We start from the raw sequence: 21,425 nt of genomic DNA on the forward strand, positions 1-21,425 counted from the left end.
TCGGAGCCGACCGCGGCCAGCGCCAGCGTCGGAGCCGACCGCGGCCAGCGCCAGCGCGCGGCGCACGCCCAGCCGTTCGAGGAGTTCGCGGTCGCCACCGTGCCCCACGACCGTCGGGATGTTCATCGACCGCACGAGTCGCAGGTTCTTGGCGTGGGGGTCGCGCTCGACGCCCACCACCGCGACCCCGAGCGCCTGCAGTTCCCGGCACAGCCGGAGGCCGACCTGGCCGAGACCCACGACGATGACGTGGCCCGACCGGGGCAGGACCCGGCTGCCCACCAGGCCGACGAGCCGGGGGCCGAGCAGGCGCTCGATGATTCCGGCGGTGAACATGGCGGTGAACACCACGGTGAAGAGCATCGCCACCGACGCGAACACGGCGTAGGCGGGGCTGCCGTGGGTGTCGGCTCCCGGGCCCACGGTGGTCACCACGCGGACGGCTTCGTTGAACGCGTCGAGCGGCGCCACGTGCTGACCGAGGATCAGCCACAGCCAGTCGGCGAACAGGACGGCGAGGAGTCCTGCGAGCCCACCGAGCAGGATGCGCGTACCGATGTCGTGCGACCGCAGCAGACCCGTCGCGCCGGTCGCCACCGTGCGCCACCAGTTCCGCCGGGGCAGGTCGACGTGCGCAGCCTCGGGGTGGCCGTCGATCGTCCGGACCGTCAGCATGTGCTCGCCCGCGTGCCGGGCCGCGACGAGTTCGGGGTCCAGGCACGGACCGGCGAGCGTCGGCGCTGCGAGGTCTGCCGGTGACGTCACCGTGCACTGCGGGAGCAGGTGGGACAGCTGGTCCGCGACCGTGCGGTCGAAGATCGTCACCACCAACGGAATCGACGCCGAGATGTGCGCGGCGGCCAGCGCGTACCGCAGAGCGACGACGTCGTCGCGCACCAGGATCGCCATCCCGCGCGGTTCGTCCGCCATCGCCAGGCGCAGTTCGTCGTCGTCGGGGGCGACGAGATGGCGGACGTCGAAGTCCCTTTCGCGAAGGGATGCACAGACCCGTCGGGCCACGGTGGTTTCGCCGATGACGAGATATGAGTCGTTCACGTGTGGTCCTTCCGGCTCGGGATCACGAGAGCGTACCCGAGAAAAACCACAGATCCCACACGAGAACGTCTACCAACGAGTAGCCGGAACACGTTATCGGCCAATGAGTTTGCGATACATCCACCCTACTCGTCGGTAGGAGCGCCCTGGATCGCCAGACGAGTCCGATCACACCGATCCGGACGAGGCCGCCGAGGGCCGCCGGGAACACCGCCTCGGCGACCGTGGTTGGGTGAGACATGACCCTCGATGCGAATGACGACCGGCGTCCACTTCTCGACCTCGTCGCCACACACAACCGGGCCGTCCTCGCGACGGTCAAACGCGACGGACGCCCCCAAATGTCGAACGTGATCTATGCCTGGGATCCCGACACGCAGACGGCGCGGGTGTCGGTGACGGCGGATCGGGCCAAGACCCGCAACGCCGCGCGCGACCCCCGGGTGTCGCTGCACGTCAGCGCGACCGACTTCTGGAGTTACGCGGTGGTGGAGGGCGACGCGGAACTGAGCGCGGTGGTGACGGACCCGCACGACGCGGCGGCGGACGAACTCGTCGAGGTGTTCCGGCAGGCAGCGGGGAAAGAGCACGACGACTGGGAAGATTTCCGCCGCGCAATGGTGTCCGAGCGCAGGCAGGTGCTCCGGGTCCGCGCGACGAATGTGTACGGCATGGCCCAGCTGCCCTGAGTGCGCGGAACGTAGCTGTGGCAGCGGATCGGAGGCGGTGGGACGATTGAGTCGTGCGCAAGAGGCGGTGGCCGGCGGCACCACCGCCTGCCACGGAGGGAATCGTGGTCCACGGGCCGGTCGAGCTCGTGACGAGCCGCGATGTGAGCCTACGTCTGTCGGAGGTCGTCGCCCACCCGAAGGGCATGCTGCTGCGCATCGAGCTGACGGCGAGAGGCAGATCCGCTGATCTTGCGCGTCACGAGACGCGTCCGCTCGACGATCCCGACGACCCCTCGGCGCGCTGGTCGTATCTCGCGGTGAACGTCCGGGTCGACGACCTCGAGGGCGTCGCCGACGCCCGGCACCCGCATTCGACGTCGACGCCCGCGGCCGCGGACGCGTCCGAATATCACTCCGCGCCGCACTACTGGATCAGCGACTACCCGGAATCTGGGACGATCACGCTGACCGCGGGGTGGAAGGAGATCGGGCTGCTGCCGAGGACCCGGACGATCACACTCGGCCCCAATCCGAGTATGCGGCCCACCCGGTAGCACTACGGCCGGTAGAAATACGGCCGGTAGAAATACGAAGGTGCCCTTCGGCGCCGTGGGAGCGTCGAAGGGCACCTTCGTCCTGTGAGGAAACGCAGATCAGGGCAGCGGAACCCAGGTGCCGAAGAACCAGAATCCGTGCGGGCTCGGCGCCGGTGCCTGCTGCTGCGGAGCGTGCTGCTGCTGCGGCTGGGGCTGCGGTGCCTGCTGCTGCTGGGCGGGGGCGGGGTTGTGGCCCACCGGGTCGGCGCTGGCAACGCCGGCTCCGATGCCGAGTGCTGCGAGGGCGATACCACCGGTTGCGACGGCCTTGGTCACGACAGACTTCATGCGGTTCCTCCTGGAACGTATCGGATGCGGTGTCAGAACTTCCTGACACAGATCAGATTGCTCCCCGTCCCTGCCACAACTCTTCGTTCAGCCTGGCAATCTCCTGCACGTCAGCGAGGCTGCTCCGCCAGCTTGGCGGCGATCACCCCGTTGAGTCGCTGCAGACCGCTCGGCGTGATCCCGTGGATCTGGCCCTCGATGCTGCGCACGACATGGGTGTCGCTGAGGACCTTCTCGCTGGACTGGATCAGAACCGTTCCGGCGCCGGTGAAGTCGAACTGCCGCTCCTCCCCGGAGTTGATACCCATCATGTGGGCGCCCGCGGCGAGGAAGTTGCTGATCCATCCCTGGTCGTAATGGTGGCTCGGGGACGGGCAGTCGGCCCACCCGACGAGCGCCTCGGGGTCGATCCGCAGCGGCGGTTCCGCGAACATCACCGGACCGTTGGACGACGCCAGGAACTTCCCGGTCCCGATGAGGGTCAGGAATCCCGGCACGATGGACTGGTTCAGCGACAGACCCGGTTCGAACGCAAGGAGATTCGATGCCCGGATCGTGAGGTTTCCGTCGTCGAGGTCGTACGAGTTGATGTCGTACCCGCGGTCGCCGATGATCAGTTTCCCGAATCCTTCGGCCACCGCGTAGTCGCCCATGTACAGCGGCGCCGAGAACTGGTTGGCGACCATGTGCAGTGCGGCGCCGTGCAATCCGTGGGTCAGCGCCTGAAACTGCATCTGGCCGTAGTACGCGATCATCGCACCCTTGCGGATGAACCAGGGCGCGGTGAGGTCGATGCAGAACGCGTAGCTGTTGTCGGGAATGTTGTCGCTGGCGCCCAGCGTCGACGGATTGTGGATGGCGGTCACAGTTTCTCCTCCGAGGCCTGAACGTAGACGATTCCCTGACCGGTGCACTGCAGTTGCATCGCTTCTCCGACGCCGCGGCCCATGGCCTCGCGCCAGCCGACGGCGGATTTCAGTTCTACCTGGACGCTCCCGTACGTGCCGACGAACGCGTCGGGGTCGACGAACACCGGATTCGGTCCGCCCACCGGGAGTTCGATGAAGCCGCCGTGCGCGAGCAGGACCGCCGACCCGTACCCGGACAGCTGCGTCGTGAACATTCCGGTGCCGGACAGGGCTCCTGCCGCCGCACCGCGCAGCGCGCCGAGCATGCCGCGCCCGCCGCCACCGCCGCCCTGACTCACCACCGAGACCACTGAACTCTGCAGTCCCGCGTTGTGGGCGAGGAGCCGGGACGCCTCGACGCACAGGGTGCCGCCCTGCGACATGTCGACGACGTGCACCTCGAGCCCGGCGTGGCCGTAGTGCACCTCGCCCTGCCCCTGCGCCAGCATCGTGCGTTCGTGCTCGCCCTGCATCATGCGTCCGGCCATCCGGGTGAATCCACCCATGCCCGCCATCGACTGGGAACCGGGCACCTGGTGCGGAGAGAACTGGACCTGACCGGTGTAGAACAGCATCGCGCCGGTGCGGGCCACCACACCGCCTGCGGCGCCGACGTCGACCTTGACGACCTTCGAGTTCACTTTCGAGAAGACCATGGGGCTCACCGCTCTGCCGGTTGGATGGAGACGACGCCGTGACCGTCCCACTTGAGGGAAAAGGCCTCACCGTTGCCCTGGCCGACGGCGTTGCGCCACGACACGTCGGTCACGAACGACTGCGTCACCTGCCCGCGCGCCGAGACGAACGCGTCGGGATCGACTACGAGGGGGTACTGCGGCGACACCTCGAGGTGGATGAGCGGTCCGCCCGCCGACAGCAGGGCCACCTGACCCTGACCGGAGACGGTCGTGGTGAACAGGCCCTGACCGCCGACCCCGCCGCGCAGTCCGGTGAACGTGACGTTGGTGTTCAGGTTGCCGCTCAGCGCGAGAAGTTGCTGCGATTCGACCTGCAGGGTCTCGTTCGCCAGGTCGACGACCGAGACGTACTGTCCGCCCACGGCGAGATACACGACACCGTGGCCGGAGCACTCCATCAGCGACAGCGCCTCGCCTGTGGCACGCCGCTTCATCCCGGCGAGGACACCGTCGCCGCCACCGAAGCCTGCCGACTTGAAACTGACATTGCCCTCGTAGGCGATCATCGAACCCTGAATCGCCCGGATGGTGGTTCCGGCGAGCTGCGCCTCCACCACCTTCTTCGACTTGCCGAGCAGCCGCCCCATGGTGCCCTTTCCAGTGTCGAGCGGCAGTGCCCGTGACCGAGTCACGTGCACTGCCGCTGGATGTGAGTACAGGCAGAACCTAGCCGACGGACACCGGGTTCTGCTCGTCCACGTCGTCTGCCGCTTCGCCGACCGCCGCGGCGGCCTTGCGGTTGCGGACGATGCTGGAGATGAACGCGGCGCCGATGAGGGCGACACCGACGAGGCCGGTGACGTTCTCGTTGACGTGGTAGCCGATGGACACCAGCAGGATCACGGCCAGTGCGCCGATGGCCCAGTGGGCGCCGTGCTCGAGGTACACGTAGTCCGAGAGCGTGCCCTTGCGGACCAGGAACACGGTGATGGAACGGACGAACATCGCGCCGACGAAGCCGAGGCCGAGGGCGATGATGATCGGGTCGGACGTGATTGCGAAGGCGCCGATGACACCGTCGAAGGAGAACGACGCGTCGAGGACCTCGAGGTAGAGGAAGAGGAAGAACCCGGCCTTGCCGGTGGCCTTGGCCAGCGCGGTCGGGCCACCGGTGGATCCTTCGATCGGTTCGCCGTCYTCGTCTTCCTCGGGGGTGTTGAACAGTTCACCSAGACCGTTGACGGCGATGTAGGTGACCATGCCSAGGACGCCGGCGATCATCACSGTGGACACGGTGTCCTCGGGGGCGATGTAGGCGGCGGTGATCAGCAGCAGGACGCCGGCGAGGATGACGGCCAGCTGGTCGAGCTTGCCSGCGCGGGCGAGGGGCTTCTCCAGCCAGGACAGCCAGGTGATCTCRCGCTCTTCSAGGATGAAGCCGAGGAASAGCATCAGCAGGAACATRCCGCCGAACGCCGCGATCTGCGGGTGCGCGTCGGTGAGCAGGGTTTCGTAGCTGGCGCTGCCGTCGGGGAAGTACGCGGCGCCGTCGGCGGGCGGGTTGAGGGCCAGGTCGAGGGCGGCGACGGGRCCGAGGCCGGASGCSAGCCAGACGATGACGAGGGGGAAGACCAGGCGCATGCCGAACACCGCGATGACGATGCCGACGGTGAGGAAGATCTTCTGCCAGAACTCGCTCATGCGGCGCAGGACGGTGGCGTTGATGACGGCGTTGTCGAAGGACAGCGAGATCTCGAGGATCGAGAGGATCACCACGAGGAGGACGGCCTGGGGGCCCCCGTAGATCGCGGCGATGATGAGGGAGATCACCGTCACGGCGAAGGAGAGACCGAATATTCGCAGAACCACGAAGCGTGGCCTTTCTCTAGTGGGCATGCAGGGTGGTTACTGCAGGGGACGAACACCGGGGGAGGGTTTCACGTCGGTGCCGTGAAACCCTCCCCCGGCTGAAGAACGAAACGACTGTCAGACGTTGACGCCGTAGTCGCGGGCGATACCGGCCAGCCCGGACGCGTAGCCCTGGCCGATGGCACGGAACTTCCACTCCGCGCCGTGGCGGTACAGCTCGCCGAAAACCATAGCGGTTTCGGTCGACGCGTCCTCGGACAGGTCGTAGCGGGCGAGCTCGTTGCCGTTGGCCTGGTCGACGACGCGGATGTACGCGTTGCGGACCTGGCCGAACGACTGCGAACGCGTTTCCGCGTCGTAGATCGAGACGGGGAACAGGATGCTCTCGATGTTCGCGGGGACCGCCGCCAGGTTGACGTTGATCACCTCGTCGTCGCCCTCGCCCTCACCGGTGGTGTTGTCGCCGACGTGCTCGATCGAGCCGTCGGGGGAGCGCAGGTTGTTGAAGAACACGAAGTGCTGGTCCGACACGACCTTCTTGTCGGCACCCGCACCGATGGCGCTGGCGTCGAGGTCGAAGTCGGTGCCGGTGGTCGAGCGGGCATCCCATCCGAGTCCGACAGCCACCGCCGTCAGGTTCGGCGCCTCCTTCGTGAGAGAAACATTGCCGCCCTTGGTCAAGCTGACGCCCATTCAGGGGTCCTTTCGAGAGGAGGTGGGTGGACCCTCGACAGCTGTCGAAGTTCCGAGTTCGTCGTGCGACACCACGATAATGAATTTGTCCGACTTGTCCCATCCGTCGATCTGTCCACAGGTTTGTGCACAGGCAATTCCGGTCCACTCGGAGTTGTCGCCCCGACCAGTACGATTCAGGGCGTGACGAGCGGATGGGCGGGACGCTTCCGAGGAAGAGCCCGGGGCGACGACTCGGCTCGTCGCGCCCACGACACGATGGTCGCAGCGTTTCTCGATATGGACAACCGGCAGAGCATTGCCGCCGCGGCCGTGGACGCCTCCGCAGAGCTGACTCCGGAACGCGGAATCCGCCGGGCGTGGGAACCGGTCCGCGACGGGTGCTACCAGGCCGCGACGGCGTACCTCGCGGCGGAAGACCGGTTCGAGAACGTGGAGACGCCGGCGGCCGCCGCCGCGTACGAGCAGGTGACGCGGCAGTTGGTGGCGGCGACGCAGACCCTCGACGAGTTCTATCGCACACATCGCGGCCATCTCGAGGAGTCGACCGCGATGCTGGCGGCCGTACCCCAGGTTGCCCAGCAGGCACTGCAGGTCGCCGCTGCGGCGCAGCGCCGGGTGCAGACCGAGGGCGCCGCCTACGCCGGCTACCCGTCGGTGCGCGACCGGGGAGCCGCACTCGATGCCGCGGTCGTGGCGCTGCAGGGTGCCCGCGGCGCCAACCCGGTCCGCGCCGCGGCGGCGCGGGTGCGGGAGGAGGCGGCGGCGCTCGAGAAGGCGCTGGCCGCGGCTCCGTCCAAGGAGCGGGATGCCGCGCACGCCGTGTCGTCGGTGTCGACGAGGATCGCCGCGGTGCAGACTCGGGCCGAACGGCTCGCGCCCGCCTACTCGGCCCTGCTCCGCGAATTCAACGCGGCCAGTTCGGCGGATCTCGTCCACAACGACCGCGAGAGCCGCACGCACATCGAGCAGGCGCAGACCGATCTGCAGCAGGCGCAGAAGGCTCTGACCGCGGGAAACCCCGAGGGAGCGCTGGATCTGACGGCCGCGGCGCGGACCCATCTCGTCGACGCGGAGGCGAACGTCGACGGCGTCACCGATCGTCTGCTGTTGCTCCGGGAGGTCCGGGAGAACCCGCGGGCGAAGGAGAACGAGATCAGATTTCGCCTCCGCGACGCCCAGATGTTGGCTGTCAATCGTGGGCTCGTGAGGGAATGGGGGTCGGTCCTCGACGCTCAGCTCGAGCGAATTGACCGAATTGCAGGGACACTGACCGGGCGGCATCCCGACTACTGGGCGTACGTCACCCAGCTCGATGCCGTGTCGGCGTTCATTGCCGAGGTGGTTCAGAAGATGAGAGGACACACAGCGCAGCGATGACACGGGGGGACGATGAGCATTAGCGAAGAGACCATGCCGGCGGTGCGGCACGTTCGGCATTTCCACCACCTCGATACCGAGACGCACGGCCGGCTGTTCCTGCACGCTCCGCAGGCGCTCGGGCCGGACGAGGATCGAACGGTGCTGGCCGTCGCGCTGGGCGCGACGCTGTACGTGCCTGCGACGAGGTCCGACCTCGCGGACACCATCCTGCGCCGGTCCGGTGACGGGGTCTGCTCGATGGTCCTGGACCTCGAGGACGCGGTGGCCGACGACCAGGTGGAAGCGGCGCTGCTCAATGCCGTCGACGCCCTCGATCGGCTCGCGGTCCACGGTGGTGCGCGGATGCAGTTGTTCGTCCGGGTGCGGGCCGCCGAGGACCTTCGGCGGATCGCCGACCTGCTGACCACAGGCGTCGAGGTGTTGTCCGGGTTCGTATTTCCCAAGTTCGGAAGTGCGACGGGCGGTGCGTTCCTCGACGAGCTGGCCGCGGCGTCGGAGCGGCTCGGCAAGCAGTTGTATGCGATGCCGGTGCTCGAATCGCCTGCTCTGGTGCACCGCGAGTCCCGAGACGACGAACTCGCGAAGATCGGCGCACTGCTCGTCGAACACCGCGAGCGGATTCTCGCCGTGCGCATCGGCGCCACCGACATGTGTGCCACGTTCGGCATCCGCCGCGACCGCGACCTGACGATCTACGACGTGCGGGTGGTCGCGGACGCGATCGCTGGCATCGTGAATTTCCTGGGCCGCGCCGACGAGACCGGGCACGTCATCACCGGTCCGGTGTGGGAGTACTTCGCCGATCACGAGCGGATGTTCCGCCCGACCCTGCGCGCCACGCCGTTCGAGGAACACGACGAGGTGCGGTTCCGCCAGCAGCTGGTCAGCCGGGACCTGGACGGTCTGCTCCGGGAGATCGCCCTCGACCGCGCCAACGGCATCCAGGGCAAGACGGTCATCCACCCGACGCACGTCGCGGCCGTGCACGCGCTGTCCGCGGTGACGCACGAGGAGTACCACGACGCGCTCGACATTCTCGGCGCCGAGGGCGTCGGCGGCGTCCAGGCGTCGGGGTACCGCAACAAGATGAACGAAATGCGCCCGCACCGCAGCTGGGCCGAGAAGACACTCGTCCGGGCGAAGGTGTTCGGCGTGACCAACGAAGGAATCACGTTCGTGGATCTACTGACCGCACTGGCCGTCCGATGAGTTCACCCACCGCCGTCCGCGCGGTGCCCTGGGCCACGGAGCATCTGGGGTTGACGCTCGCCCACGTGGATTCGAGTTCGGGGCTGACAATCCCCGAACTCGTCGAGCCGGGTCTGCGGCGCAACCCTCGACGTGCCCACCTGCTCGTCTCGACGGTCCTCGGCAAGCACGTGCCCACCGACCCGACTGCGGTAATCGGCGCCGGCGACCGCCTCGGTGATCTGGTCGCCGATGTCCTCGGACCGGATGCGGACCCCGTCGTGCTCGGGTTCGCGGAGACCGCAACAGGTCTGGGCCATTGCGTCGCCGCGCGGCTGCGCGCCCGGTGCTACCTGCACTCCACGCGCCGGGACGTCCCCGAGATCGGGACGTCCGCCGGGTTCGAGGAGGGGCACTCGCACGCGACCAGCCATCAGCTGCAGCCGACGTCCGTCGAGTTGTTCGCGGGCGATCGTCCGCTCGTCCTCGTGGACGACGAGATCTCCACGGGCGCCACCGCGGTCGACGCGATCCGCGCGCTGCACCGGCAGAACCCGCGCAGCCGGTACGTCGTGGCGTCGCTCGTCGACATGCGCGACCAGGGCCACCGGGACGCCGTCGATGCCGCCGCCGCCGAACTCGGGGTGCAGATCGACAGCGTGAGTCTGGCGCTGGGGCGCACCGAGCTTCCCGACGGGCTGACCGACAGTGTTGGTGCGCTTCCGGATCCCGTGCTCAACCCTGTCGGCGCGCGGACCGGGACCGTGGAGCGGGCCGACATTCCCTGGCCCGCGGCAGTTCCGGAGGGCGGGCGTCACGGCTTCCTGCGGGAAGACACCGAGGGGTTCGATGCGGCCGTCGCGTCGGCGGCCGCCGCGCTCGGTGATCGGCTCGACCCGCAGCGTCCGGTGATCGTCGTCGGACACGAAGAGCTGATGTACCTTCCGCTGCGTCTCGCGGACACGCTCGCCGCATCCGGGTTCCGGGTTCGATTCCAGACGACGTCCCGGTCGCCCGCCTACGTGCTCGACCAGCCGGGATACCCGCTGCGCCGCGGATTCCGCTTCACCGCCCCCGAGGACGGGGAAGAACAGCCGCGGTTCGTCTACAACGCGCAGTGGCCGGACGAGGACGCCGTCGTGGTCGCGGTGATCGACGCCGCCGCCGACACCGACCGGCTCACCGCGCGCGGCGGACTCCTCGACGTCCTCACCGCGGCGGGAACCGATGTGCTGCTGGCCGTCGTGTCCGGCGCCGACCCGCGGTCGCTGCGGGCCGCACGCGCGGGAGCCTCGTCGTGACGGCACCGCTGACCGGCCCGGCGTTCGGTTCGTACGCCGCCGACGAGGTGGGCTGGCTGCTCACAGACCTGTCGCACGTCGACCTCGAGGCCGACGTCGCCGAGCGGGAGCGCCGCATCCAGTCGGGTGCAGCCCACTACGCGGAGACGCTGCCCATCGAATACCAGCCCGACGCGGAGTACCGCGAGCTGTTCGAGAAGGTGCTGCAGGACAGCTCCATCCGGCTGGCGCGGGCCGTGGGGACGGTCACCGACCTCGTGCTGGCCGAGCGCGGCCACGACGTCACCCTCGTGTCCCTGGCACGTGCGGGAACCCCGGTGGGTGTGCTCATGCGCCGCTGGGCGCGGGACGTCCACGGGTTGACGCTGCCGCACTACGCCGTCTCCATTGTCCGGGACCGGGGGATCGACGCCGTCGCGCTCGACTACCTTGCGCGTCATCACGACTCGAAAAACGTGGTGTTCGTCGACGGCTGGACGGGCAAGGGCGCCATCGCCCGCGAGTTGTCGCAGGCACTCGCCGACTACCGCGATGCCGGTGGCGCCGAGTTCGACGACGACCTCGCCGTCCTCGCGGATCCCGGGCACTGCGTCCGCACGTTCGGCACCCGCGACGACTTCCTGATCGCGTCGGCGTGCCTGAACTCCACCGTGTCGGGTCTGGTGTCGCGCACCGTCCTCAACGACACGCTGATCGGCCCCGGCGACTTCCACGGCGCCAAGTTCTACGCGCACCTCGCGGGCGAGGACGTGTCCAATCACCTCCTCGACTCCGTCAGCGCGTCCTTCGCGGACGTGCGCGAGCACGTACCCGGCGACGTCGAGGAACTGCTGCGGTCGGACCGGACACCCACCTGGGACGGCTGGAAGTCCGTCGAGGCGGTCCGGGAGCAGTACGGAATCTCGACTGTGAACTTCGTGAAGCCCGGCGTCGGCGAAACCACGCGGGTGCTGCTGCGCCGGGTGCCGTGGCGGGTGCTCGTCCGCGACCTCGACGCCCCCGAGCACGCACACATCCGGCTACTCGCCGCCGCGCGCTCTGTTCCCGTCGAAGAGGTTCCCGGCCTGGCGTATTCGTGCATGGGCCTGATCAAGGATGTGACATGACCGCGCTGATCGCGACCGACCTCGACCGCACCATGATCTACTCGCGCGCGGCGATGGAACTCGCCGTCACCGAGAGCGACGTGGCCGAGCGGCCCGGCGACGAGAACCTTCTGTGCGTCGAGGTGTACGACGGCAAACCGCTGTCCTACGTCACGTCGGCCGCCGAGGCCATGTTGCGCACGCTCACCGCGTCCGCGGTGGTCGTGCCCACCACCACGCGCACCGTCGCGCAGTTCGAGCGCATCGACCTGCCGGGGGCGCCGTGGCGGTACGCGATCACCACCAACGGCGGGAACATCCTCGTCGACGGCGTCCCCGATGCGGGCTGGCGGTCGGGCGTCGACATCGCGATCGCCGACGGTGGAGCCTCTCTCGTGGAGGTCGGCGCCGAGCTGAGTCGTCGCATCGACGACAGCTGGGTGCGGTCGTCCCGGGTGGCCGACGAGTTGTTCTCCTACCTGGTCGTGGACCTCGACGCGATGCCGGCCGGCTTCGTGGAGGAGTGGAACGACTGGTGCGTCGACCGGGGCTGGGGAGCGTCCCGCCAGGGCCGCAAGATCTACACGATGCCCGACGCGGTGTGCAAGAGCCGTGCGGTGGCGGAGGTCCGGTCGAGGCTCGTCGACGACGGAGTTCTCGAGCCGGAAGCGCCCGTGCTCGCGGCGGGGGACGGGGCGCTCGACGCCAACATGCTCAGTGCCGCCGACGCCGCCATCCGCCCCCGGCACGGCGAACTCGAAACGCTCGGCTGGCAGCATCCGACCCTGTCCGTGACCGGAAGCAGCGGGATCGCCGCCGGTGAGGAGATCCTGCGCTGGTTCGCGGACCGCGTCGGGCGGGGTGCGGGGACGACGGCCACCGGCGCTCTTTTGTAGGTTGTAGGCAAACAGGCCAAACGGGACAAACCCGACGCTCCCACAGTGAAGGAACCACCGCAGTGTCCACTCCGCTAGCCAAGGGCCAGAACGGCCCACTGAGCGTCGACGACGTCATCGTCTCCCTGGAGCTGACGGCCGCCGCCGACCTGTCCGCGCTGCTCGTCACGGACTCGGGGAAGGTCCGCTCGGACGCCGACTTCGTCTTCTTCAACCAGCCGTCCGGTCCCGGTGTGCAACTCGTGCCCGGGGCCCCCGGACAGGCGGCGTCGCTGAAGGTGTCCCTCGGCGCGGTGCCCGCCGACATCGCCCAGGTGCGCGCGGTCATCACCCTCGACGACGCCACCAGCAACTTCGGCCGCTCCGCGCCGCCGACGGCCCGGGTCGTCGACGGCGCCGGAAACGCGCTGTACGAGTACCGGATCGACGGACTGAACTCCGAGTCGATCGTCATCGCGCTCGAGCTGTACCGACGCCAGGGCGCCTGGAAGGTGCGGGCCGTCGGGCAGGGTTACGCCGGCGGGTTCGCCGCACTCGTCACCGATCACGGCGTGTCCGTCGACGACGCACCCGCACCCGCGGCCGCCCCGGTCCAGCAGCCGCCGGCACCGCAGGCCGCCCCCGCTGCTGCCTACCCGCCGCCGGCCGCCGCACCGGTGGCACCGCCTGCACCCCCGGCTCCTGCTGCCCCCGCCGCTCCGGCCGAGGTCAGTCTCACCAAGTCGCGGCCGGTCAGCCTGAGCAAGGGCCAGAAGGTCACGCTCCGCAAGGACGGTGGCGTCGCGCTGACGTACATCCAGATGGGACTCGGCTGGGATCCGATCGAGAAGCGCGGCATGTTCGGAAACCGTTCCGCCAACGTCGACCTCGACGCGTCGGCGGTCCTGTTCGCGGACAACAACATGGTCGACGTCGCCTACTACGGTCAGCTGACGTCGAAGGACGGGTCGATCCGGCACCAGGGCGACAACCTCACCGGCGAGGGCGCGGGCGACGACGAGGTGATCCTCGTGGATCTCACCCGCATTCCGCCGCACGTCTCGACCATCGTGTTCATCGTGACGTCGTACCGGGGGCACACGTTCGAGCAGGTGAAGAACGCGTTCTGCCGCCTGGTGGACACCACGTCGAACGCCGAACTCGCCCGGTTCACGCTGCAGGGCGGGATGCCGTTCACGGGAATGGTGATGGCCAAGGTGTACCGGGTGGGCGGCGAATGGAAGCTGCAGGCCATCGGTGAGGGCATCCAGGCCAAGCATGCCGGTGAGGCCGCGCCTCAACTCGCCCGGTTCCTCGGCGTCTAGGGGCGGTTGGTGACGGTCTACCTCGTTCCGGGGCAGAACGCCCCGCTGCCGTCGCGCGTACTGCGTTTCCGCGCGGTCGGCGCGACACCGGTCGATGTCTCGGCGTTGATCGTCGACGGCGATCTCCGCGCGCTGTCCTCGGACTATTTCGTGTTCTACAACCAGCGGCGCGCCGCCGGCGTGGAACTCGACGCGGATGGAACGGTCCGGCTGCACATGGACGAGGTGGACGCCGCCGCGGCGGGCGTGCTCTGCGTGGTCAGTGTCGATCCGGCATCCCCGACCGGTCCGGCGACGCTGGCCCGCGAGGGCCTGTCGGCCACGCTCACCGATGAAAGCGGCCTTACCGTGGTCGTTTTCGACGTCCCTCTGGTCGGCTCCGAGGCTGCCGCGATCTGCCTGGAGATCTACCGCCGCGGCACCGACTGGAAGGTCCGTGCCGTCGGGCAGGGATACGACGGCGGCCTCGCCGAACTCGTCACCAGGCACGGCGTCGACGTGGACGAACCCGCGAATGCTGTCGCCGAGGAGGTTCCGGCGACGGCCGGCCCGGCGGGCATCCCGCTCGACCCGGCCCACTCGTTCGAGAGAGCGTGGATGATCTTCGAGGACGCCGCCCGGTCGGCGGCCTCGTTCCGGTCCTCCCGCGACTACGCGCAGGCGCGGCTGGACGACGAACTGTCCGCGTCGGTGGCCGACCCGTCCACCCGCAACAGTCCGGCGGTCGCGCAGTCGCAGGCCAGGGCGCAGGAGCGGTCCGACGCCCTCGTCGCCGAGGCACAACGCAAATTCGACGGCGAGACTTCGCAACTGGCCGAGGAACTCCGCGTCATCGACCCGCTGCTGCCGCGGTCGCTGGCGACGTTCGAATCCGCCGCGTGGACGAACCCGGTCACGAGCAGCGCCGTGCCGGACGGCCTGAGGCTCGGTGAGTTGTCCGCACCCGACCTCGGCGAACTGCGGGTTCCGTTCTGCGTCCACTACCCGCTGGGGCGTCCTCTGTGGATCGTCGGCGAACCGGCCGAGGCCGCACCGGTGGTCGCGGCGCTGGCCGCGCGCATGCTGGTGGCATCGCCCGCGGCGGCGGGGCGGCTGGAGGTTGTCGACCTCAGCGGCTCGCTGCGCACGTTCACCGACCCCCTCGGGGCGCTCCTGGCCTCGCCCGTCGTGTCCGCGGCCTCCGACATCACCGCCCGGCTCACCGCGCTGTCCGAGAGTGTCGACCTCGCAGAGATGGCGGCCCGCAGCGGAATCCGGGGCACCCTGCCGGAACCGCGGCTGGTGATCCTCGGCGACTTCCCGCACGGGTACGGCGCCGAGGACGCCGCCCGCATCGTGCACCTCGCCGACCACGGTCCCGCGGTCGGAACGTCGCTGATCATCGTCGGTGACAGCGCCGGCGCCGCTTCGGATCCGGGAGTCGCGGTGCTCGAACGCATCGCCCAGCAGGTTCCGACGTCGGGGGTCCTCACCGTCTCCGACCCGTGGACCGGCAACGACTGGATCCTGACCCCCGACCGGCTCCCGGACCACCCCCTCCACCGGGCGTCGGTGCTGGATTCGCTGACCGGCCACGAAAGGTGAGTGCACCGTGACACGTCTTGCGCGCGGCGAGAACGTCGAGATCGTCTGTTCGCCGACGAGTGTCGCGGTCGCCGGTGCCCGCCGAGGCGAGGTCGCCCTGATGGTCTTCCAACTCGGCGCGAACGGACGGGTGCGGTCCGACGGGGATTTCGTCTTCTTCAACAACCCCAGTTCACCCGAGGGGGCCGTGCGGTTGGCAGCGGCAGACGGCGTCGACCTCGATCTCGCGGCGGTGCCCGCCGACATCGACAAGCTCAGTATCGCCGTCGCCCTCGACGACTCGGTGCCCGGCAGTCTCGCCGATCGCGTCGGGTTGGGCGTTGTGATCGAGAACTCCGGAGTGTCGCTGGGGGCGGACGCGTCCGGGCTGAGCACCGAGCGCGCCGCCGTACTCGTCGAGGTGTATCGGCGTGGTTCCGGATGGAAGGTGCGCAACGTCTCGGCCGGGTGGGACGGCGGGCTCGCTGTCCTCGTCACCGAGCACGGCGTCGACGTGACGGATTCCGACTCCGCCGACGATGTTGCCGTGCGAACGGTGCCGGACGAGCTGGGTCTGATGTTCGAGAAGCGGCAGAAGCTCGACATGCGCAAGCGTGAAGTCGCGAAGGTGTTGCTGCACAAGGGTGCAGGTGAGACGCGCGCCCGGGTCGTTCTGGTGATCGACAAGTCGGGCAGCATGCGGCGTCAGTATTCGACCCGGGCGATCAACCGGGTGGTCGAGCGGATGGTGCCGGTGGCCACGCAGATCGACGACGACGGTCGCCTCGAACCGTATCTCTACGCCAAGAACTTCGCGCGCCTGCCCGACATCGCCGTCCACGAGGTCGACAGTTGGTGCGACACGTTCCTGCATCTCGGCGGCGTCCACGGCGGAATCGACTACAAGGCGATCGGCGGCTACAACGACGAACTGCCGATCATGACCGACATCGTCTCCAGTCTGCCGCCGCGGGGCGGGACCCCCACCCTCGTGCTGTTCTTCACCGACGGCGGATTCCAGCAGCGCGCCAAGATCAGCGAACTCATGCGCCGGGCGTCGAGTCTGCCCGCGTTCTGGCAGTTCGTCGGAATCGGCCGCGCCGACTACGGACTGCTCGAGAAACTCGACACCCTCGACGGGCGGACCCTCGACAACGCCGGGTTTTTCGCCGTCGACGACCTCGACAGGATCGACGACGCCGAACTGTACCGCCGCCTGCTCAGCGAGTTCCCCGACTGGCTGCGCGCCGCGAAGTCGGCGGGTGTAGTCGGGTGACGCAACGACACGAGTCACTCGTCGGGTAGTTCCACTCCGAGTTCGCGGGCCTTCGCGGCGACGGCGTCCGGGAAGACGTTGCGGAACAGGAACAAGTCCTGTCCGATAACCCAGCCGGGCGCGAGTTCGGTGGCGTAGCGCTCGAAGTAGCCGAGTTGCTTCCCGAACAGGACGAGTTCCTCCGGGCTGGCGACGTCCCATTTCTTGCCGATGCCGATCAGCGCCATGATGAGTTCGCTGAGCCGCAGCTCGCCGAGGTCCCGGCCCAGCAGGGGGGCGAGGGCGGCGGCCACCTGGAGGCCGATCTCGTCGTCGGTGGCGTCGTTGTCCTGCGCGTAGCCGAGGCTGCGGATTCCGCGGGCCATCCGGGAGAAGTCGCCGTCGATCAGGGTCGCGTAGAACATGTCGCGCAGGATCTGCCGCCACGATTCGGGTAGCTCACCGACGATGCCGAAGTCGAGCATCGCGATGCGCCCGTCGTCGAGGACCCACAGGTTCCCGGCGTGCACGTCGCCGTGGAACGGGCCGTGCAGGATGACCGACTCGATCCACACCTTGACACCGCGGCGGATCAGCATGCGGGTGTCCATGTGGACGAGGTCGGGGAACCGGTCGAGCGGCAGCCCGTACATGCGTTCCATGCAGATGACGTGGGGACCGCAGTAGTCCCAGTACACCTCCGGGGTGGTGACGCCCTTGTTGTCGCCGAAGGCCCCGATGTTCGTCCTGAACCGGGCCTGCCGGTCGGCTTCCACCGCGCTGTTGAGTTCGGTCATCGTGGCCGCGTGGAGATCGCGGATGATGGCGGTGGCGTTGGCGATGCGGAAGAACTCGAAGAGTTTCTCGAGGATCCGCGCACCCCAGTACGCGGTGCGCAGGTCCACCACCATGCGACGGAAGATGTCGGGGCGCTGCACCTTGATGACGGCTTCCCGGCCGTCGGGGAGCACGCAGCCGTGCACCTGTGCGACGGAGGCGGCGGCGAGGGGGACGTCGTCGAACGACGCGAACAGCGCGTCGACGGGATGTCCCAGGTCTGCCTCGATCACCCGGCGGGCTTCCTGCGCGGACACCGGCGGCACGTCGTCGAGACATCGCAGGCAGGCGTTGGCCAGCGGGGCGGGGAACACGCCGGAGGACGACGCCATCAGCTGCCCGACCTTGACGAACGTCGGGCCGAGCACCTCGAATCCGTTGACCAGGCCTTCCGACGCCGCGTCCGCGAGGGTGCGGCCGCGACGCCGGACGGGCCAGGTGACGAGCGCGAGCAGTGTGTAGGCGACGACGACCACGCCGATGACCAGCGCCCGCCACAACTCCGCCGCGCGGAACCGGTCGAGAGTCGCCGAATGCACGGTCAGGGCTGCAGGTGGCGGCCCCGAAGCGTATGGGCCGACCGGACGTGGCGTTGGCTCGTGCACAGTTCCTACCTTGCGTTCAGTCCTGCCTGCCGTTCAGAAGGGGACCATACCCCGACCGTTTCGGCGAACGCTTTTCAGTATGCGGTACCCGCCATCACACTATTTCGTTAGCAGAACTCAGAGTCCCAGCGCGCCCGCGAGTTCCCGCAGCGCAGGGATGGGATCGTCACCGGCGGGCAGCACCTGGATCGCGACGTGATCGGCGCCCGCGTCCAGATGTTCGCGGAGGCGGCCGGCGATATAGGGGGCGTCGCCGTGGGCGGCGAGGGCGTCGATCAGCTCGTCGCTGCCGCCATTCGCGATCTGCTCGTCGGTGTACCCGAGCCGCTTCAGGTTGTTGACGTAATTGCGCAGGTGCAGGTACGGATTCTCGACCGCCGCACGTCCGACGGGGCGCGCCCGTTCCGAATCGGTGTCCAGCACGACCTTCTGCTCCGGTGCGATCACCGCACCGGGGCCGAGCAGCTCACGCGCTTCCCGGGTGTGCTGCGGAGTGGTCAGGTACGGGTGGGCGCCTGCGGCGCGGGCCGCCGACAGCTCGAGCACCTTCGGGCCGAGCGCGGCGAGCACGCGTCGCCCCGCCGGAACCCCGGCGGCGTCCAGGACGTCGAGATACTCCACGAGCGCGGCGTACGGCTTGCTGTAGTTCAGGCCGGGTTGTTCGGGATGGCCGACGCCGATGCCGAGGAGGAAGCGCCCCGGATGACGGGCCTCGAGCCGGTGGAAGGAGGTCGCGATCTCGTCGGCGGGTGCGGTCCAGATGTTCACGATGCCGGTCGCGACGGTGATGGTGGACGTCGCGTCGAGCAGGCGTTCGGCGACGTCGAGGTCGGCCGGCGGCGAGCCGCCGATCCAGATCGCGCCGTAACCTGCCGATTCGATCGCGACACCCACTTCGGGTGCCAATCCGCCGGCGTGACGCCAGACGCCGAACTGTCCGAGCTGCGGGGTTTCTCCTGAGGTATCCGTCATGTGGCGTGCAACCTTCGCTCGCGGACATTCATTCCGGCATCTCGGATCTGGTGGAGCCACGACCGGAACAGCAGCGCGCTCGGCGCGAACAGGACACGGCGAACGGAGTCGGTGGTGAACGGGTTCACCGTGGTCGAGTAGGTCTGGTCGGCAGACGTGGCTCGACGGTATCGGCCGACTCCGCGGCCGCACATCATCCTGCAGAACGATATTCGCCGCCGCAGGCGGTGAGGTCGATCAGCTGCCGGGCGCCCGGTATTGGGCGTCGCGGCGCACCGCGTCGTCCACCTGCTCCGGTGTCAACAGCACCACCGATTCCGACCGTGCCGCCCCGGAGGCGGTGGTGCGGATGCCGAGCGCGGCGGCGGCCACGTCGTCGGGCACGTCACCGATCACGAACAGATCCCGGCCACCCAGTGCGAAGTAGCAGGATTCGACTGTGCCCCCGACGCTTTCGACCATCTGGGTGATCGCGTCGCGTCGTGCAGTGCCGCCTTCGGTGAGCAGTCCTTTCGCGCCTTCGGGTGAGTACGTGACCTGCCAGAGGTATCTCGGCATCGGTGCCTCCTCGATTGTGGGGTCTTCTCATGGTTCTCCCGGGACGGGCCACATGCAATAGGTTCCGGCGCTAGGGTCGGGAGATGGCGCAGGCCCGCGTAGGTATTTCCGGCTGGACGTATCCCGGGTGGCGCGGCGACTTCTACCCGGAAGGCCTCGCGCATCGCAGGGAGTTGGCCTACGCCGCGGGGCGTTTGACGTCCATCGAGATCAACGGTTCCTTCTATGCGTTGCAACGGCCGACGAGTTATGCGAAATGGCGTGACGAGACGCCGGACGATTTCGTGTTCGCCGTCAAGGGCGGGCGCTACATCACGCACATGAAGCGGCTGGTCGGTGTCGAGGCGGCGCTGGCGAACTTCCTCGCCTCCGGGGTGCTCGCGCTGGGCCCCAAGCTCGGACCGCTGCTGTGGCAACTGCCCCCGACGCTCGCGTTCGACGCGGCGAGCCTCGCAGCGTTCCTGGACCAGTTGCCGCGGACGACCGCGGAGGCCGCGACAGTCGCCGCGCGGCACGACGACAAACTCGCCGAAGACCGGACGTGGACCGAAACCGACGCCGACCGCGCCGTCCGTCATGCGCTCGAGGTTCGCCACCACAGCTTCGAGGCGGAGGAGGCGAAGGAGTTGCTCCGCGCGCACGACGTCGCGTTCGTCGTCGCCGACACGGCGGGCCGGTACCCGTTCATGGAGGCGGTCACGAGTGATTTCGTCTACCTGCGGTTGCACGGTGACAAGGAACTGTATGCGAGCGGATACACCGACGAGGCCCTCGACGAGTGGGCGCGGAAGATCGAGCGGTGGCGCGGGCAGGGGCTCGACTGTTTCGCCTACTTCGACAACGACATGAAGGGGTACGCCCCGTTCGACGCGCTCCGGCTGATCGAGCGGCTGCGCTGACTGTCGGTGCCTCGTGGCACAGTGAGTGCCTGATCGACGGATACGAGAAGAGGATCTACCGGATGTGGCCCACTCACTGGCCCGCTGTCGCGCGTGACATCGCCGAAGCGCTGGATGCCGCCATCGTCGCGGCGCGTGCGTCGGATGCAGCGGCGCTGACCGAGGCGACGGAGGAATTGGCGGCCCTGCCTGCGGAGCAGGTCGGTGCGGTGCTGGCGGGGGTGGTCCGGGAACTCCTCGAGACGTTGCACCCGGACGGTCTGACGGGGGAGGACGTGCAGGACGTGCTCACCCGCTGCGCGCGGGCGGCGGCACTCTGGTTTCCGGCCGTCGACGTCGACTCGCTGGTCACCGTGCTGACCGGCGCCCTCGGTGTGGCCGATGTCGAGGAGAACCCGCGCAGACCGGAGCGTGCGGTGGAGGCCGCGATCCTGGTGATCGCCGATCTGCTGAGTGCGGCGGAGGTGCCCGCCGACGGTTACGTCCGCCGGGCGCTCGACGAGATCGCGCGCGCCGAGACCGTGGAGATGCCCTGAGGCGTCAGAGTTCGGTGCGGATGTGGTCGGCGAGCCGACTGATCCGGTCCTCGTTGCGGCGGTAGTGGGTCCACTGGCCGATCCGATGGCTGGTGACCAGTCCGGCGCTCTGTAGGGCGGCCATGTACTGCGAGGCCGTCGACTGGGAGACCTCGGCCCTCGCCTGAATGTGCTTCAGGCATACGCCCACCTCTTCCGCGGGTTCGAGTTGTGGGGGAAAGCTGTCGGGCTCCTTCAACCACTGCAGGATGCGCACGCGGGTCGGGTTCGACAGCGCTTTGAAGACCAGGGCCAGGTCGGTCGGGTCCGGAAGTTCGCTCACAG

At 68.6% G+C, this 21,425-nt stretch carries 23 protein-coding genes; 12 read left to right on the forward strand and 11 right to left on the reverse strand.

All coding sequences use genetic code 11. The annotated features are described in order from the left end of the window. On the reverse strand, positions 1-1,056 hold a 1,056-nt coding region (locus AC1DWT_RS11410), incomplete at its 3' end, for an NAD-binding protein (RefSeq protein WP_477920620.1). A gap of 239 nt (positions 1,057-1,295) precedes the next feature. Between AC1DWT_RS11410 and AC1DWT_RS11415 the strand changes: the two genes are divergently transcribed. Next, positions 1,296-1,745: a PPOX class F420-dependent oxidoreductase gene (locus AC1DWT_RS11415; protein ID WP_206013409.1), complete on the forward strand. Its 450-nt coding sequence runs from the start codon at positions 1,296-1,298 to the stop codon at positions 1,743-1,745. A 53-nt stretch (positions 1,746-1,798) separates the two neighbouring features. Next, positions 1,799-2,281 carry a hypothetical protein gene (locus AC1DWT_RS11420; RefSeq protein WP_206013408.1) on the forward strand — a complete coding sequence of 161 codons (483 nt, stop codon included), beginning with the start codon at positions 1,799-1,801 and terminating at the stop codon, positions 2,279-2,281. Between the two features lie 99 nt (positions 2,282-2,380). Here AC1DWT_RS11420 and AC1DWT_RS11425 read toward each other — a convergent pair whose 3' ends face one another. The 6 genes from AC1DWT_RS11425 to AC1DWT_RS11450 all read right to left on the reverse strand — a co-directional run bounded on the left by AC1DWT_RS11425 (position 2,381) and on the right by AC1DWT_RS11450 (position 6,719). Further along, entirely contained in the window at positions 2,381-2,611 is a 231-nt protein-coding gene (locus AC1DWT_RS11425; protein ID WP_072946376.1) for a hypothetical protein, read from the reverse strand. A 110-nt stretch (positions 2,612-2,721) separates the two neighbouring features. Beyond that, entirely contained in the window at positions 2,722-3,477 is a 756-nt protein-coding gene (locus AC1DWT_RS11430) for an AIM24 family protein (RefSeq protein ID WP_012689382.1), read from the reverse strand. Then, complete coding sequence (locus AC1DWT_RS11435) at positions 3,474-4,175, reverse strand: AIM24 family protein (RefSeq protein WP_072946374.1); 702 nt, start codon at positions 4,173-4,175, stop codon at positions 3,474-3,476. Before AC1DWT_RS11435 ends, AC1DWT_RS11430 begins: the two co-directional genes overlap by 4 nt. Positions 4,176-4,180: 5 nt before the next feature. Next, complete coding sequence (locus AC1DWT_RS11440) at positions 4,181-4,804, reverse strand: AIM24 family protein (protein ID WP_072946373.1); 624 nt, start codon at positions 4,802-4,804, stop codon at positions 4,181-4,183. Positions 4,805-4,883: 79 nt separating this feature from the next. Beyond that, complete coding sequence (locus AC1DWT_RS11445) at positions 4,884-6,026, reverse strand: DUF475 domain-containing protein (RefSeq protein ID WP_072946372.1); 1,143 nt, start codon at positions 6,024-6,026, stop codon at positions 4,884-4,886. 117 nt (positions 6,027-6,143) lie between these two features. Continuing rightward, positions 6,144-6,719 (reverse strand): TerD family protein, encoded by a 576-nt coding sequence (locus AC1DWT_RS11450; protein ID WP_072946371.1) that lies wholly within the window; start codon positions 6,717-6,719, stop codon positions 6,144-6,146. A gap of 258 nt (positions 6,720-6,977) precedes the next feature. Between AC1DWT_RS11450 and AC1DWT_RS11455 the strand changes: the two genes are divergently transcribed. The 8 genes from AC1DWT_RS11455 to AC1DWT_RS11490 all read left to right on the forward strand — a co-directional run bounded on the left by AC1DWT_RS11455 (position 6,978) and on the right by AC1DWT_RS11490 (position 16,715). Beyond that, a complete protein-coding gene (locus AC1DWT_RS11455) occupies positions 6,978-8,099 on the forward strand; it encodes a hypothetical protein (protein WP_072946370.1) in 1,122 nt (373 codons plus the stop codon). Between the two features lie 12 nt (positions 8,100-8,111). Next, complete coding sequence (locus AC1DWT_RS11460) at positions 8,112-9,311, forward strand: HpcH/HpaI aldolase/citrate lyase family protein (protein WP_072946369.1); 1,200 nt, start codon at positions 8,112-8,114, stop codon at positions 9,309-9,311. After that, complete coding sequence (locus AC1DWT_RS11465; protein ID WP_206013406.1) at positions 9,308-10,591, forward strand: phosphoribosyltransferase family protein; 1,284 nt, start codon at positions 9,308-9,310, stop codon at positions 10,589-10,591. Before AC1DWT_RS11460 ends, AC1DWT_RS11465 begins: the two co-directional genes overlap by 4 nt. Further along, the gene (locus AC1DWT_RS11470) at positions 10,588-11,697 is read left to right on the forward strand and encodes a cysteine protease StiP family protein (RefSeq protein ID WP_206013404.1); all 1,110 of its coding nucleotides are present in this window, start codon (positions 10,588-10,590) and stop codon (positions 11,695-11,697) included. Before AC1DWT_RS11465 ends, AC1DWT_RS11470 begins: the two co-directional genes overlap by 4 nt. Continuing rightward, positions 11,694-12,572, forward strand: coding sequence for an HAD family hydrolase (locus tag AC1DWT_RS11475; RefSeq protein WP_095862332.1), 879 nt, complete (start codon positions 11,694-11,696; stop codon positions 12,570-12,572). Before AC1DWT_RS11470 ends, AC1DWT_RS11475 begins: the two co-directional genes overlap by 4 nt. A gap of 62 nt (positions 12,573-12,634) precedes the next feature. Next, the gene (locus AC1DWT_RS11480) at positions 12,635-13,876 is read left to right on the forward strand and encodes a TerD family protein (protein WP_206013402.1); all 1,242 of its coding nucleotides are present in this window, start codon (positions 12,635-12,637) and stop codon (positions 13,874-13,876) included. A gap of 9 nt (positions 13,877-13,885) precedes the next feature. Continuing rightward, positions 13,886-15,460, forward strand: a complete 1,575-nt coding sequence (locus AC1DWT_RS11485; RefSeq protein ID WP_072946364.1) for a TerD family protein — start codon at positions 13,886-13,888, stop codon at positions 15,458-15,460. Positions 15,461-15,467: 7 nt separating this feature from the next. After that, the gene (locus tag AC1DWT_RS11490) at positions 15,468-16,715 is read left to right on the forward strand and encodes a vWA domain-containing protein (protein ID WP_206013400.1); all 1,248 of its coding nucleotides are present in this window, start codon (positions 15,468-15,470) and stop codon (positions 16,713-16,715) included. 14 nt (positions 16,716-16,729) lie between these two features. On the opposite strand, the gene AC1DWT_RS11495 is transcribed toward AC1DWT_RS11490, so the two are convergent. The 3 genes from AC1DWT_RS11495 to AC1DWT_RS11505 all read right to left on the reverse strand — a co-directional run bounded on the left by AC1DWT_RS11495 (position 16,730) and on the right by AC1DWT_RS11505 (position 19,666). After that, positions 16,730-18,136, reverse strand: coding sequence for an ABC1 kinase family protein (locus AC1DWT_RS11495; protein WP_095862334.1), 1,407 nt, complete (start codon positions 18,134-18,136; stop codon positions 16,730-16,732). A 117-nt stretch (positions 18,137-18,253) separates the two neighbouring features. Continuing rightward, on the reverse strand, positions 18,254-19,108 hold the full coding sequence (locus AC1DWT_RS11500; RefSeq protein WP_095862335.1) for an LLM class F420-dependent oxidoreductase: 855 nt from the start codon (positions 19,106-19,108) through the stop codon (positions 18,254-18,256). A 237-nt stretch (positions 19,109-19,345) separates the two neighbouring features. Continuing rightward, positions 19,346-19,666: a GYD domain-containing protein gene (locus AC1DWT_RS11505; RefSeq protein ID WP_072946360.1), complete on the reverse strand. Its 321-nt coding sequence runs from the start codon at positions 19,664-19,666 to the stop codon at positions 19,346-19,348. 83 nt (positions 19,667-19,749) lie between these two features. Here AC1DWT_RS11505 and AC1DWT_RS11510 point away from each other — a divergent pair, with 83 nt between their 5' ends. Next, positions 19,750-20,565: a DUF72 domain-containing protein gene (locus AC1DWT_RS11510; RefSeq protein WP_206013398.1), complete on the forward strand. Its 816-nt coding sequence runs from the start codon at positions 19,750-19,752 to the stop codon at positions 20,563-20,565. Positions 20,566-20,627: 62 nt separating this feature from the next. After that, a complete protein-coding gene (locus AC1DWT_RS11515; protein WP_011595172.1) occupies positions 20,628-21,101 on the forward strand; it encodes a hypothetical protein in 474 nt (157 codons plus the stop codon). Between the two features lie 4 nt (positions 21,102-21,105). On the opposite strand, the gene AC1DWT_RS11520 is transcribed toward AC1DWT_RS11515, so the two are convergent. Then, the gene (locus AC1DWT_RS11520) at positions 21,106-21,423 is read right to left on the reverse strand and encodes an ArsR/SmtB family transcription factor (protein WP_206013396.1); all 318 of its coding nucleotides are present in this window, start codon (positions 21,421-21,423) and stop codon (positions 21,106-21,108) included. Positions 21,424-21,425: the final 2 nt, after the last annotated feature.

Source organism: Rhodococcus sp. P4_B6, from assembly GCF_056402215.1.